Raw genomic sequence first — 14,374 nt, forward strand, 5'->3', positions numbered from 1 at the left:
CGCGACGGAGAACAAGCAGCTCTTCTGCCAGAAGTGGAAGAGCTCGGGGATGGCGGACCTGACCGGCGCAGCCTGCAACCCGGACGCGATCTGAGCCGGCCCCGCGGCTACGCCGCGGCGGGGCCCGGCAGCACGCGGCGCACGAGGTCGGCCCAGCCGGCGCTCATGCGCTCGTCGGCGAGGCCGCGCGTCTCGCGCAGGTGCTGGAGCAGCGCGACGTCGAGGTAGCCGAGCAGCGTCTCCGTCAGGAGCTCGACGTCACCGTCGACGCGGGCCTCGCGCAGCAGGCTCGAGACGTGGAGGACCAGCACGGCGCGCGCGGGGTGCTCGTAGCGGCGCGACCCGCAGGCCTCGGCCGCGAGCAGGACGTCCTTGTGCTCGGCGGCGAAGCGCATCCGCTGCTCGCCGAACGCGATCAGGCGCTCCGCGGGCGCGGCGCCCGGGCCGAGCGGCGGCGGCCCGAACATGAAGGCCTCCTGGTTCTCGCGCTCGGAGAGGTCCAGGAGGGCGATCATCAGGCCCACGCGGTCGCCGAAGCGCCGGAAGACGGTGCCCTTGCCGACCTGCGCGGCCGCGGCGACGGCCTCCATCGTGACCTGGCTCGCGCCGACCTCGGCCACGAGCTGACGTGCGGCCTCGAGCAGGCGGCGGCGGTTGCGCGCGGCGTCGGCGCGCTCGGTCTCGACCACGGCGACCATCGGCAGCGACGTGGACGGCAGGACCGTCAGCGGGGTGGGCGGAGAGGAGGCCACGTCTCCATCCTACCGGACCGGGGGAAAGTGGACCACGGTCCGTATTCGTGGTACAACTTCCGTATCGGACCGCGGTCCGTTTACCCCGGTCCCCGTCATCCCGAACCCCTTGGAGTCCACCATGTCCACCGTCCGCATCCTCGCCCTCGTCGGCAGCCTCCGCGCCGGCTCCCACAACCGCCAGCTCGCCGAGGCCGCCGTCGCCCTGGCGCCCGAGGGCGTCGAGATCGAGATCTACGAGGGCCTCGCCGACATCCCGTTCTACAACGAGGACATCGACACCCCGTCGGGCGTCCCGGCGTCCGCCGTCCGCTTCCGCGACGCCGCCGAGCGCTCCGACGCGTTCCTGCTCTTCTCGCCCGAGTACAACGGCACCATCCCGGCCGTCCTGAAGAACGCCATCGACTGGGCGTCGCGCCCGATGGGCTCCGGCGTCTTCGTCGGCAAGCCGCTCGCCGTCGTCGGCACCGCCTACGGCCAGTACGGCGGCGTCTGGGCGCAGGACGAGGCCCGCAAGTCCGCCGGGATCGCCGGCGCGGCCGTCCTGGCCGACGTCCAGCTCTCCGTCGCCGAGTCGGTCATCCGCTTCGCCGAGCGCCACCCGAGCCAGGACGCGGAGATCACCGAGAAGCTCGCCGTCGTCGTGCAGCAGGTCGCGGACGCGGCCAAGCAGCCCGTCGCCGCCTGAGCCGGGGGGCCGTCGGTGGCGGCGCTACGGCGCCGCCACGAACCTCCGGCTGCCGGTGTCGCAGCGCTCGGTGAGGTACTTCCCGTCGGGGAAGACCCTCGTGGTGGTGTCGCGGACCCGCCCGCGCGCGATGCCGTCGCTGCCGATGCGGCCCGAGAGCACCCCGGAGTAGCGGAAGACGTAGGCGTGGCCGCGGTACCGGCCGCGAAGCGTGCGGCGCTCGACCCCGCGGAACGAGCCGTTGGATCGGACCGCGAAGCGCTTCGACGTCTCGTAGCCGTCCGACGTGATGCGCCTCGAGCCGACGCGGCAGCGGTAGCGGAAGGTCCAGATCGCCTGCGACCGCCCGTCGGCGCGGCGGGTGATGGCGATCGATCCGGGGACGCGGGCGCCGATCGTCACGTCGACGAGGCCGGTCCGCGGGCTGGACGGACCGATCGGGCCGGGGGCCAGCGGCGCGAGCAGGGACTGGTGCGAGCGGACGACGACCGGGACCGAGATCCGGCAGGTGATCGGCCTGCGCGTGTCGCGGGCCACGCCGTCGACCTGCAGCGTGCCGGCGAGGACGCCCGGGCTCGACGGCGCGAGGTCGACCGTCGCCGTGAGCTTCGTCGTGCCGTACCGCGACGCGTAGCGCCGCGTCTTCCTGCCGTGCGCGGTGACCGCCTGGTAGAAGCCCTGCCCGCCGGGGGCGATGGCCGACCGGGCGGCGGGGATCGCGACCGACACGCCGCAGCGCGGGTCCTCGAAGGTGACGTTCATCCGGGCCTTCGGCGCGCCGGTGATCAGCGACACGAGCGCCCCGCGCCGCGGGTAGATCGCCCGGCTCCCCGCGCCGCGGGCGGCGTCGAGGGACCCGCCCGACCACGTGTTGGCCTGCGTGTCGTCGGCCGACGCGGCGGCCGGGAGGAGGACGGGCGCGAGCAGCAGGGGCGCGCAGGCGGCGAGGCGCCGGAGGAGCCGGCGGGCTGGGCGACGGGACGAGGTCATGGGACTCCTAGCGGGGTGATGCTTCGGTGCCGCGGGACCCTGTCAGGCGCCCCGGCCGTCGGATGACGCTGCAGGCGCACGTCTGGCGTGTTCCCGCGCTCTGACCGGAGGCTCCGGCGCGGGGCACGCGACCGCCGTCGGTCGCCGGTAGGTTCGCGGGCGTGCCATCGACCGCCGAGCCCGTCGTCCTCGAGGTCGGCCGCTACACGGGGCCGCGGCTCCGCGTCGGCTCGGTCACGTGCCTCGTCCTCGGCGCGGTCGCCGTCGTCGGCGGGGTCGCGGCTGCGGGTGGTGCGGTGCTCGTGCTCTCCCTGCTCGTGGGCGTCCTCCTCCTGCTCGCGGGGCTCCTGCTCACCGTCGCCGCGAACGCCGCCCGGGATGCGCGGTTCGTCGTCGACGAGCAGGGCGTGACGTGGGACGCCGGCGCGGCGACCTGGCACGCCGGGTGGGAGGAGCTCTCCGGCGTCGGCCTGTCGGTGCTGCGGTCGCGGCGACGGGCACGGACGGCCGACGGGCCCGGCGGCGAGCGGGTGATCCGGGTCCTGATGGCGTTCCACGACCCCGAGCCCGACGCGGGCTCGGCGCCGCTGCGCCGGCTGCGCACCACGGACGAGCCGGCGCCGTGGACCCACCGGATGCCGTTCGCGTCGCGCGGCGACTGGGCCGCGCGGCTGGACGAGGGGCTCGCCCGGCTCGGCGGCGAGCGGTACGCGGGGATGGGCGAGCGGGACGTGCTTCGGGGCCGGGGGTCCTGAGGCGGCGGGGTCCTGAAGCGGCGGGCGGGGTCCGCGCCGTCCGTCCCGGCGTTCGGCCCGGCGGGCCCCGGGCGGTCGGCCGCCCGCGGATTCCGCCGGCGGTGCGACGGTTCGTGCCGATCCCGCAACGGGGAGGTCACGGGCGTGCGTCCGCAACCGAACACCCGTTCGCTCGCGTAGTCTCGGGAGCCCGTGGCGCTCGACGTCTTCACCCCCGCCGTCGCCGACTGGTTCACCCGGGCGTTCGACGGCCCCACGCAGGTCCAGACGCAGGCCTGGCCGCTGATCGCGGCCGGGGAGCACGTGCTGATCTCCGCGCCGACGGGCTCGGGGAAGACGCTCGCTGCGTTCCTCTACGGGCTCGACCGGCTGGCGGCCAACCCCCTGCCGGAGAAGCAGAAGCGCGTCCGCCTGCTCTACGTCTCGCCGCTGAAGGCGCTGTCGCACGACGTCGACCGCAACCTGCGCGCGCCGCTGGCCGGGATCGCGGCCGCGACCGGCCAGGCCTCGCTGCTGGGCGACGACCGCGCGCGGGACGGGTCGCTGCGGGCCGAGAAGGGCCGCGACCGCGACGCGATCAAGGTCGCCCTGCGCACCGGCGACACGCCCCAGCGCGAGCGCGCCGCGATGCGTCGTCGCCCGCCGGACGTCCTGATCACGACGCCCGAGTCGCTGTTCCTGATGCTCACGTCGGGCGCGCGGGAGATGCTCACGGGCGTCGAGTCGGTGATCATCGACGAGATCCACGCCGTCGCCGGGACGAAGCGCGGCAGCCACATGGCGCTGACGCTCGAGCGGCTCTCGGCGCTGCGCGTCGCGGACCAACCCGGCGCCTGGTCGGGCGAGGAGATGCAGCGGATCGGGCTCTCGGCGACGCAGAACCCGCTCGAGGAGATCGGCCGCTTCCTCGTCGGGCCGAAGCGCACGTGCGCGATCGTCGAGACCGGCGAGAAGAAGAAGATGGACCTGCGGATCCAGGTCCCGGTCGAGTCGATGACGGAGCTCGACCTGGCCCCGGCGCGGACCCCGCGGGCCGAGACGGACGGCATCGACGACACGACCGGCGGCGTCGCGGGGGATCCGCGGGAGCCGGAGGGCGGGTTCGCGCCGGGGGCAGGGACGGTCGCGGCGCGGGACGAGGCCGCGGGCGTGGACGACGGCGTCGGGTCGACCGGCCCCGGCACCGACCCGCTCGACCCGTCGGGGACCGATCCCGACGACCTCGGCGACGACCTGGACCTCGACCCCGGCGCCGCCGGCGTCCAGCTCGCCGACGACCCGCTCGAGCCGGGCGGCGACCCGACCCACGGCGCCACCCGCAACTCGATCTGGCCGGCGATGTACCCCGAGATCCTCGACCTCGTGCAGTCGCACCGGTCGACGATCGTCTTCGTCAACTCGCGTCGCTCGGCCGAGCGGCTGGCCCTGCGCCTGAACGAGCTGGCCGAGCAGCGCCTGGCGCAGGCGGCGCTCGAGGCCGGGCTGGGGGATCCGAACGCGAATCCGGACGCGCGGTGGGACGAGGATCCGGACGAGGCCCGCAAGCGCCGCGACAGCGACCTGCGACGGCTGATCGCGCAGGGGGACGCGGCGATCCCGGCGGACGAGGACACGGGCGACGGCGACGCCGACGACGCCGCCCGCGAGCGCGAGCTGCGCGCCCGCGCCGAGCGGACCGCGGCCGCCGGCACCTGGGCCGCGTCGCGCACGCACGACCCCGACGAGGAGCTCACGCTCCCCGGCCCCGAGCGCCACGCGGGGATCCAGCCGGCGCTCCCGCGGAAGGCCCCGCCGACGGTGCTCCCCGGCTCGGTCGCGGCGGAGGGGGCCCGGCGGGTGTCGGCGCCGGGCGAGGACGAGCTGCTGCGCAGCGAGGCGGTGGCGGCCGGCCTGGCCGCCGGTCGACGTGAGCACGGCGACCACCACGCCGCACGGGACGACGCCGCGGCCGACCGCCCGGCGCCGACGGGCCCGTCCGCCGTCGAGGTCGCCCGCGCCCACCACGGCTCCCTCAGCCGCGAGGAGCGTGAGGTCGTCGAGGAGCTCCTGAAGGCCGGCAGGCTGCCGTGCCTCGTGGCCACGAGCTCGCTCGAGCTCGGCATCGACATGGGTGCGGTCGACCTCGTCCTGCAGATCGAGTCGCCGAAGTCCGTCGCGGCCGGCCTGCAGCGGATCGGCCGCGCGGGTCACGGCGTCGGGGAGACCGCCAAGGGCCGGATCTTCCCCAAGTTCCGCGCGGACCTCCTGGAGTGCGCCGTCGTCGTGCGGCGGATGCGCGAGGGGTTGATCGAGCCGACGGTCGTCCCGAGGAACGCGCTAGACGTCCTCGCGCAGCAGATCGTCGCGATCGCCGCCTCGGTCGACTCCGACTCGGACACGACGGACGAGGACGCCGAGCCGGCCATCGCCGTCGACGACGTCTACGCGCTCGTCACCCGCACCCATTCCTACGCGGAGCTGCCGCGCGAGCTCTTCGAGCGCACCCTGGACATGCTCGACGGGCGCTACCCGTCGCAGGACTTCGCCGAGCTCCGGCCGCGCGTGGTCTGGGACCGCGTCGGCGGCACGATCCGCCCGCGCAAGGGCGCCGGCCGCCTGGCGATCGCCAACGCGGGCACGATCCCCGACCGCGGCCTCTACCGCGTGGTCCTCCCCGACGGCCGCCGCGTCGGCGAGCTCGACGAGGAGATGGTCTACGAGGCCCGCGCGGGCCAGACGTTCCTCCTGGGTGCGTCGACGTGGCGGATCGAGGAGATCGGCCGCGACAAGGTCGTCGTCACCCCGGCGCCGGGCGCGCCGGGCGCGGTGCCGTTCTGGCGCGGCGACCAGCGCGGCCGGCCGAAGGCGCTGGGCGAGGCGATCGGCGCGTTCTCCCGCTGGGCCGTGAACGAGGACGAGGCGACGCTCGTCCGCGACTACGACCTCGACCCGCTCGCGGCGCGCAACCTCCTCGACTTCCTGACCGAGCAGCAGGACGCGACGGGCGTCATCCCGTCGGACCAGACGCTGGTCATCGAGCGCTTCAAGGACGAGATCGGCGACTGGCGGGTCTGCCTGCTCTCGCCCTACGGCGGCCGCGTCCACGCCGCGTGGGGGCTCGCGGCGTCGCGGCGGATCCGCGACGAGATGGGCCTCGAGGCCGACGCGATCTGGTCGGACGACGGGATCATCATCCACCTCCCCGACATCGACGACGCCGGCGGGCAGGGCGTCTCGTTCGGCGGTGACGACCCGTTCGGCGACGGGGGCGACGGCGGCACGGGGACGGCGGCCGAGGGCGGAGGCGGGTCCGGATCCGGTGCGGGCGACTCCGGCCTCCAGCTCCCCGACGACGGCGGCCGCGGCATGGGCGCGGGCTGGGACCGCGTCCTCGAGCTGCTGGTCCCTGAGCCCGAGGAGGTTGAGGACCTCATCGTCTCCGAGCTCGGCACGAGCGCCCTCTTCGGCGCGCGCTTCCGCGAGAACGCCGGGCGCGCGCTGCTGATCCCACGCGCCCGCCCCGGGCAGCGCACGCCGCTCTGGCAGCAGCGGCTGAAGGCGCAGTCGCTGCTCGAGGTCGCCCAGACGTTCCCGGACTTCCCGATCATCCTCGAGACCTACCGCGAGTGTCTGCGGGACGTCCTCGACGTGCCGGGCCTGGTCGACCTGCTGACGAAGCTGCAGAGCCGCGAGATCACGATCGTCGAGGTCGAGACCGGCACCGCGTCGCCGATGGCCAGCTCGCTGCTCTTCGACTACATCGCGACCTACATGTACGAGGGGGACGCGCCGAACGCCGAGCGGCGCGCGGCCGCGCTCTCGCTGGACCGTGACCTGCTGCGCGAGCTCCTGGGCCAGGACGAGCTGCGCGACCTGCTCGACGAGGGCGCGCTCGCCCAGCTCGAGGCCGACCTGCAGCACCGCTCGCCGAAGACGCGCGCCCGCAACGCGGACGCGCTGGCCGAGGTCCTGCGCCGCGTCGGCGACCTGACGGACGACGAGGTCCTGGAGCGCGTGGCGGTCGGGGAGGAGGCCGGAACGCTCGACGAGCGCCGCGAGGTCGCCACCGCGTGGCTCGCCGACCTGGAGCGCCAGCGCCGCGCCATCCGGATGCGCATCGGCGCCGAGCAACGCTGGATCGCGGCCGACGACGCCGGCCTCTTCCGCGACGCGCTCGGCGCGGTCCCGCCGGGCGGCCTGCCGGAGGTCTTCCTGCACGACGTCCAGGACCCGCTGCGGCGCCTGGTCGTCCGCTACGCCGCCACGCACGGCCCCTTCGTCGACCGCGAGCTGCACGCCCGCTACGGCGTCGACCCGTCCCCGGTCCTGCGCGAGCTGCTGCGCGAGGACGAGCTGGTGCGGGGCGAGATCCGCCCGGGCGGGACGGAGACGGAGCACTGCGACCCCGAGGTCCTGCGCCGGCTGCGGCGGATGTCGCTCGCGGTCCTGCGGCAGGAGATCGAGCCGGTCGACCCGCGGGCGCTCGTGTCGTTCACGCAGACCTGGCAGGGGGTCGACCGCTTCCGCCCCGCAGGCGCGGGCCCGGACCGCCTGCGCGAGGTCCTGGTCCCGCTCCAGGGCCTGGCGCTGCCCGTCGAGCTGTGGGAGCACGAGGTCCTGCCGCGCCGCCTCGGCGCCTACTCGCCGGCGTGGCTCGACGGGCTGTGCGCGTCGGGCGAGGTCGTCTGGGTCGGAGCGGGCGCCTCCGGAGGGGGAACCCGCCCGGCCCGTGGCAAGGTCGCGTTCTACTTCCGTGACGACAGCGCGGTGATCGGGCCGCCGACCGGCCGGGCCGTGCGCGACCCGACGGTGTCGCTGCCGGCGGCCGGGGCACCGGCGGGCGCGGGACGGCCGGCGCCCGGCCGCGGCGGCCCGAACGGCGGCCCCGACGCCCCGCTCACCGGCCCCTCGGGTCCGGTCCACGACGCGCTCCGGCAGCTGCTCGCGACGCGCCCGATGTTCTTCTCCGACGTCCTCGGCGCGCTGCCCGAGCACACCGCGCACCTGCGCGACGCGCTCTGGGACCTGATCTGGGCGGGCGAGGTCACCTGCGACGTCTTCGCGCCGCTGCGGGCCGGCCGCGCGGGGATGAAGGCCCAGAAGCCGGCACCGCCGATGCCGCGGGGTGTGGCGTCCGCCCGCGGCGGTCGCCGGCGCTTCGGTCCCCGCGCGACGGGCGCCCAGGCGACCGCGACCCAGGGCCGCTTCTCGCTCACCGCGCCGCTGTTCGTCGGCGCGGACGGCGCCCAGGTCGACCCGGGACTGCGCCGCCGGACGCTCGCCGAGCTGCTGCTGGAGCGTCACGGCATCGTCACCCGCGAGCACGTGAAGGCCGAGGGGATCTCGGGCGGGTTCTCGACGCTCTACGACAGCTTCGGCGCCCTGGAGACGCTCGGCGTCTGCCGCCGCGGCTACTTCGTCGAGGGCCTCGGCGGCGCGCAGTTCGCGCTGCCCGGTGCCGTCGAGCGGATCCGTGGCCAGTCGGTCCCCGACGCCGTGGGGCCGGCCGGCGAGATCAGCGCGCTCGACCACCTGGGGCGCCCGCTGCCGGCGACGACGCTCGACGCCACCGACCCCGCCCAGCCCTACGGCACGCTCCTACCGTGGCCCGAGCTGCCGGTGCCGCGGAGCGAGCGGGAGCGGGACGGGGGCGACCGACCGGGTGGCGCGCCGTCCGCGGGCGGCCGGGGCGGCCACGGCCGCACGGCCCACCTGGAGCGCCCCTCGACCGCCACGGCCCCGCGCCCGCAGCGCGCCCAGGGCGCCCGCGTCGTCCTCGTCGGCCCGGACCCGGTCCTCTACGTCGACCGCTCGGGCAAGGCCCTGCAGGTCCTCGTCGCCTACGACGACCCCCGCCTGCCGATCGCCTTCGCCGCCCTGGTCGAGGCCGTCCAGACGGGCAAGGCCGGGTCGCTCCCGCGCAAGGGCCTCCAGCTCGAGCGGATCGACGGCATCGAGGTCATCGGTCACCCGCTCGAGCCGCTGCTCATCCCCGCGGGCTTCCGCTCGTCGCCGACGAAGTACCTGGCGCGGGCGTAGCCGGTGGTCGGCGCCGAGGCCGAAGATGACCATGGTACGGTGACCATGGTCATGGGCGAGATCTCCTATACGGCCACGCGGTTGAAGGCTGAGCTCCTGGGCGTGCTCGACCGCGTGCAGGCGTCGGGCGAGCCGGTGACCGTCACCAAGCACGGTCGCCCGGTCGCCCGGATCGTCCCGATCGACGACGAGGCCCCGCTGGCCGGATCGGTCCGGTTCCTCACGGACGAGGACGAGCTGTTGCGGCCGATCGACGTCGATTGGGACGCGACGTCGCCGTGATCGTGCTCGACACGCACGCCTGGATCTGGTGGTCCGCGGATCGCGATCGGCTGTCGACCGTCGCGCGGGCGGCGATCGACGACGCGGCGGAGATCGGCATCAGCGCGATCAGCGCGTGGGAGGTCGCGATGCTCGCCGAGCGGGAGCGCATCGCGCTCGACCGCCCCGTAGCGTCGTGGGTCCGCCAGGCGCTCACGGCCGACCCGCGTACCGTCGAGGTGCCGTTGACGGCGAGCATCGCCCTGCAGGCCGTGGCCCTCGGCGCCGAAGGCATGCACGCGGATCCGGCGGACCGCTTCATCCTCGCGTCCGCGCGGCACCTCGGGGCCGCGCTGGTCACGAAGGACCGCGCGCTCCGGGCGCACGACCCCGCGCGCACCGTCTGGTGAGCGCGAACGACCGAGCGGCGCCGGTCCTCGTCCTCGGCGGCACGTCCGGCGCCCGCGAGCTGGCGGCGATCCTGGACGGCGACCCGTCGGTCCGCCCGATCACGTCGCTCGCTGGTCGCGTCGCCGACCCCGGCGCCGTCGCGGGCGAGGTCCGCACCGGCGGCTTCGGCGGGGCGACGGAGCTGGCCCGCTGGATCGGCGAGCACGGTATCGCGGCGGTCGTCGACGCCACCCACCCCTTCGCCGCCGCGATCTCGCGCAACGCCGCCGAGGCGTGCGCGGCCGCCGGCGTCCCGCTGGTCGCGCTGCGCCGGCCGGGCTGGACGGCGGGCCCGGGCGACGACTGGCACGACGCGGCCGACCTCGCCGACGCCGCCGCGCGGATCGCGGGCCTCGGCACCCGCGTCCTCCTGGCGATCGGCCGGCAGGAGGCGCCCGCCTTCGCCGGCGTCGCCGGGGCGTGGTTCCTGATCCGCGCGATCGAGGCGCCCGACGGGACGCTGCCGCCGCACCACCAGCTGCTCCTCGCCCGCGGCCCCTACGCCCTGGAGGACGAGCGCCGCCTGCTCGCGGACCACGCGATCGACCTCGTGGTGACGAAGGACTCCGGCGGCGACGCGACCCGCGGGAAGCTCGACGCCGCCCGAGAGCGCGGGATCCCCGTCCTCGTCGTGCGGCGGCCGGAGGCGCCCGGCGGCGCCGGCATCACCGCCGTCGCGACGGCGGCCGATGCGGCCGCCGCGGTCCGCGCGGCGCTCGTCCGCTGACCGTCTGCTCATACGGATGGCGGTCCGACCCAAGGGGGTGGTCGCGGAATCGTCGGTGTGGGCGAGGGATTCGCAACCACGACCCCGGCGCACCATGAAGGCCGTCGTCGTCACCTCCCCCGGCGCCTCCCCCGTCCTCCGCTCCACGGGCTGGGCAAGCGGGTGGTCGAGGTCCGCTGAGGACGGATTCCGCCCGGTGCGCCGCCCTCAGGGCGCCAGCGCGTCGAGCAGCAGCGCGAGCGCGCGGTCGTTGCGACCGGCTCCGCCCCGGGCCGCGGCGCCCAGCATCTCGACGACGAGCATCGCGTCGTCCTCGGCGACGTCGGCCCGGACGAGCCCCGCGGCCTGCGCCTGCCGCAGGGGCTCGCGCAGCACGGCGAGGAAGCGCTCGACGATGTCGTGCGTGATCGCGTCGTCGGGGCCGCGGCGGGCGAGCAGCTCGATGAAGCCCAGGTCCCGCAGCTGCAGCTCGGCGGTCGTCCGCAGCAGCGCCTCGAAGGCGCGGTCGGGGTCCGCGTGCTCGGCGACCAGGGCCTCGAGGGCCTCGAGGTTGTCGTCGAAGCTCGCGCGGACGAGGTCCTCCCGCGTCGGGAAGCTCCGGTAGAGCGTCGCCCGGCCGACGCCCGCCCGCCGGGCCACGGCGTCCAGCGGGGCGTCGAGGCCCTGCTCGGCGAACACCTCGCGCGCCGCGACGAGGACCGCGTCGCGGTTGCGACGGGCGTCGGCGCGGAGGGACGGACGGGCGGCGCTCACCCGACCAGCATAAAACGGACAGCGGCGTCCGGTTGCGTGCTACGGTCGCTGAAACGGACACGAGTGACCACTTCGGCCCGGTGCCCGCACGACACAAGGAGCAGGGACATGGAGTTCGACCACACCACCGACGTCCTGATCGTGGGATCCGGGGCCGCGGGCCTCGTCTCCGCGCTCGTCGCGCACGATCGCGGCCTGCGCCCGCTGGTCGTCGAGAAGAGCGACAAGATCGGGGGCGCGTCCGCGTACTCCGGCGGCGGTCTCTGGATCCCGAACAACGACGTCATCGCAGCGGCCGGGGTCAAGGACTCCCGGGAGGAGGCGCGCACGTACATGGACGACGTCATCGGCGACGTCGGGCCCGCGTCGTCGCCGGAGCGCCGCGCCGCGTTCCTGGACCACGGACCCGAGATGGTGCGGTTCCTCGCCCGCCAGGGCTTCCGCTGGGTCGCCGGCCTGCGCTACTCCGACTACTACCCCGACCGCCCCGGCGGCAAGGCCGAGGGCCGCGGCATCGAGGGCGAGATGTTCGACGTCCGCCGGCTCGGGGACTGGCAGGAGCACCTGCTGCTGAACCCGATGACGCCGCCCCTCCCGATGTACACCAACGAGGTCGGCAGCTTCGCGCTCGCGGCGAAGACCCGGAAGGGCTTCCGCACCGCGGCGCGCGTCATCGGGCGGCGGTTCATCGGGGGCCGCCTGCAGGGCAAGGTCAACATGACCAACGGCCGCTCGCTGATCGGGCAGCTGATGCTCCTGAACAAGGACCGCGGCACGCAGATCTGGCGTCAGAGCCCGTTCGTCGACCTGATCGTCGAGGACGGCGCGGTCGTCGGTGCGCTCGTCGACCACGAGGGCCGGCGGCTCCGCGTCCGGGCCGAGCGTGGCGTTCTCCTCTCCGCCGGAGGCTTCGCCCGCAACCTGCAGATGCGCCAGGAGCACGAGCGCGGGCCGATCAGCACGGAGTGGACCTCGGTGCCGCCCGGCGACACCGGCGACGCGATCCAGGCCGGCGTCCGGGCCGGCGCGGCGACGGCGCTGATGGACGACGCGTGGTGGGGTCCGACCCTCGTGGACCCCGCGACCGGGACGCCCGCGTTCATCCTCTGGGAGCGCTCGTTCCCGCACTCGATCATCGTCGACACGACCGGGCGGCGGTTCATGAACGAGTCGGCGTCCTACATCGACACCGGCCACGCGATGTACGAGCGCAACGAGGAGCTCGGCGAGGACGGCCGCTCGATCCCGGCCTGGCTGATCGTCGACGCGCGGCACCGCAACCGCTACCCGATGGCCACGCTGCTGCCGGGTATCACGCCGAAGTCCGCGATCGCCTCCGGGTTCCTGACCCGGGGCGAGACGCTCGACGAGCTGGCCCGGAAGATCGGCGTCGACCCGGCGGGCCTGAGCGAGACGGTCGGGCGCTTCAACGCGATGGCGCTCCGGGGCGTCGACGACGACTTCGACCGCGGGCGGACGGCCTACGACCGGTTCTACGGCGACCCGACGGTCAGCCCCAACCCGAACCTCGGCACGCTGGAGAAGGCCCCGTTCTGGGCCGTCCGCGTCTGGCCGGGCGACCTCGGCACCAAGGGCGGGCTCCTGACCGACGAGCGGGCGCGGGTGGTCCGCGAGGACGGGACGCCGATCCCGGGCCTCTACGGCGCGGGCAACACCACCGCGTCGGTGATGGGCCGGACCTACCCCGGCCCGGGCGCGACGCTCGGCCCGGCGACGACGTTCGCCTACATCGCCACCCACGACATGGCCGACGCCGCATCGCGGCCCGCCGAGCTGGCGGCCGCGCCGACGGCGGCGCTGGAGGCGGGCGGCACCGCACCGGCGCGGCGGGCGACGGTCGCGCGCAAGGCCGCCGCGTCCGGGGCCGGGGCGGCGGAGGCCGGCGGGGACTGAGGCGAGGGCAGCCGGCCCCCGGCGCCGCGACGGGCGCCCGGAGTCGGCGGTCGACCCCGGGCGCGTGGCGCCCCGGCGTCCTCGCCCGCCGAGCCGGGCGGACGCGCCGGGACCTGCGGCCCTCCCGCATCCGCCGACCCGCCACCCCGCGTAGCCTCGTCCGCGATGCCCGAGGGCGACTCGATCCACCACGCCGCTGTGCGGCTGCGGCCGGTGCTCCTCGGCGGCCCGCTGGACCGCGTCGGTACGCCGAGCGAGCGGACGCGGCCCAAGCGCTGGGACCGTCGCCTGCGCGGCCAGACGGTCGAGCGGATCGAGGCCCGGGGGAAGAACCTCCTGATCTTCTTCGTGGGCGACCTCGTGCTCCACAGCCACCTGCGGATGACCGGGTCGTGGGCGGTCCGCAGCACCGGGGACCAGTGGCCGCGGGCGCCCCGCCGGGCGTGGCTCGTGCTGGGCCGCGGGGAGCAGGACGTCATCGAGTTCGACGGCCCGTTCCTCGAGCTCCGCACGCACCACCAGGTCGCGACCGACCCGCGCCTGCGGGCCCTGGGGCCGGACATCTGCGTGTCGGCCGAGGTCGACCCGGAGCGGATCCTCGTCCGGCTGCGCCAGGACGACCCGTCGCGGCCCGTCGGCGACGCGCTGCTGAACCAGCGCACGGTCGCGGGCATCGGCAACGTCTGGAAGTGCGAGGCCTGCTGGGCCCAGCGGGTCGACCCGACGAAGCCGCTCTCGGCGACGAGCGACGAGGACCTCGTCGCGATGATCGCCTGGACCGCGCCGCGCATCCAGCGCACCGCGAAGCTCGGCACGCACCTGCGGCCGAAGCAGGTCTACGGCCGGGACGGCCGGCCGTGCCCGCGCTGCCGCACCACGATCGTCCAGCGTGGCCTGGGCGACGACAACCGCCCCACGTACTGGTGCCCGGGGTGTCAGGCGTGAACGGCGGTCCTTCGTCGGCCGCGGGGGCCCGGGGCCGGAACGCGTCTGGCGGGGGCCTCCACGACGGCGTCGCGGTGTCGGTCGACGTGGAGCGCGCGTCGTGACGGCCGACCATCCCGCC

Annotated in this window: 11 protein-coding genes; 8 read left to right on the plus strand and 3 right to left on the minus strand. The window is 75.6% G+C overall.

The annotated features are described in order from the left end of the window. Positions 1-107 precede the first annotated feature (107 nt). Positions 108-698 (minus strand): helix-turn-helix domain-containing protein, encoded by a 591-nt coding sequence (locus AB0L40_RS21165; protein WP_364359272.1) that lies wholly within the window; start codon positions 696-698, stop codon positions 108-110. A gap of 175 nt (positions 699-873) precedes the next feature. On the opposite strand from AB0L40_RS21165, the gene AB0L40_RS21170 reads away from it, so the two are divergent. Continuing rightward, positions 874-1,440 carry an NAD(P)H-dependent oxidoreductase gene (locus AB0L40_RS21170; RefSeq protein WP_364359247.1) on the plus strand — a complete coding sequence of 189 codons (567 nt, stop codon included), beginning with the start codon at positions 874-876 and terminating at the stop codon, positions 1,438-1,440. 24 nt (positions 1,441-1,464) lie between these two features. Here AB0L40_RS21170 and AB0L40_RS21175 read toward each other — a convergent pair whose 3' ends face one another. Next, positions 1,465-2,430, minus strand: a complete 966-nt coding sequence (locus AB0L40_RS21175) for a hypothetical protein (protein WP_364359250.1) — start codon at positions 2,428-2,430, stop codon at positions 1,465-1,467. Positions 2,431-2,591: 161 nt separating this feature from the next. Between AB0L40_RS21175 and AB0L40_RS21180 the strand changes: the two genes are divergently transcribed. The 5 genes from AB0L40_RS21180 to AB0L40_RS21200 all read left to right on the plus strand — a co-directional run bounded on the left by AB0L40_RS21180 (position 2,592) and on the right by AB0L40_RS21200 (position 10,641). After that, positions 2,592-3,185, plus strand: a complete 594-nt coding sequence (locus AB0L40_RS21180; RefSeq protein WP_364359253.1) for a hypothetical protein — start codon at positions 2,592-2,594, stop codon at positions 3,183-3,185. A 192-nt stretch (positions 3,186-3,377) separates the two neighbouring features. Next, positions 3,378-9,203, plus strand: coding sequence for a DEAD/DEAH box helicase (locus AB0L40_RS21185; RefSeq protein WP_364359256.1), 5,826 nt, complete (start codon positions 3,378-3,380; stop codon positions 9,201-9,203). Between the two features lie 45 nt (positions 9,204-9,248). Next, a complete protein-coding gene (locus AB0L40_RS21190) occupies positions 9,249-9,485 on the plus strand; it encodes a type II toxin-antitoxin system Phd/YefM family antitoxin (RefSeq protein ID WP_364359275.1) in 237 nt (78 codons plus the stop codon). Beyond that, positions 9,482-9,874, plus strand: a complete 393-nt coding sequence (locus AB0L40_RS21195; protein ID WP_364359259.1) for a type II toxin-antitoxin system VapC family toxin — start codon at positions 9,482-9,484, stop codon at positions 9,872-9,874. The genes AB0L40_RS21190 and AB0L40_RS21195 overlap by 4 nt, the downstream gene beginning before the upstream one ends. Next, the gene (locus AB0L40_RS21200) at positions 9,871-10,641 is read left to right on the plus strand and encodes a cobalt-precorrin-6A reductase (protein ID WP_364359261.1); all 771 of its coding nucleotides are present in this window, start codon (positions 9,871-9,873) and stop codon (positions 10,639-10,641) included. The genes AB0L40_RS21195 and AB0L40_RS21200 overlap by 4 nt, the downstream gene beginning before the upstream one ends. A 207-nt stretch (positions 10,642-10,848) precedes the next feature. Here the strand turns inward: AB0L40_RS21200 and AB0L40_RS21205 are convergent, their stop codons facing one another. Beyond that, positions 10,849-11,394, minus strand: coding sequence for a helix-turn-helix domain-containing protein (locus tag AB0L40_RS21205; protein ID WP_364359264.1), 546 nt, complete (start codon positions 11,392-11,394; stop codon positions 10,849-10,851). A gap of 108 nt (positions 11,395-11,502) precedes the next feature. Between AB0L40_RS21205 and AB0L40_RS21210 the strand changes: the two genes are divergently transcribed. Then, positions 11,503-13,308, plus strand: coding sequence for an FAD-dependent oxidoreductase (locus AB0L40_RS21210; RefSeq protein ID WP_364359267.1), 1,806 nt, complete (start codon positions 11,503-11,505; stop codon positions 13,306-13,308). Positions 13,309-13,473: 165 nt separating this feature from the next. Next, positions 13,474-14,253 (plus strand): DNA-formamidopyrimidine glycosylase family protein, encoded by a 780-nt coding sequence (locus AB0L40_RS21215; protein WP_364359269.1) that lies wholly within the window; start codon positions 13,474-13,476, stop codon positions 14,251-14,253. Positions 14,254-14,374: the final 121 nt, after the last annotated feature.

Origin of the sequence: Patulibacter sp. NPDC049589 (assembly GCF_040675535.1) — a bacterium.
Classification (GTDB): Bacteria; Actinomycetota; Thermoleophilia; order Solirubrobacterales; family Solirubrobacteraceae; genus Patulibacter.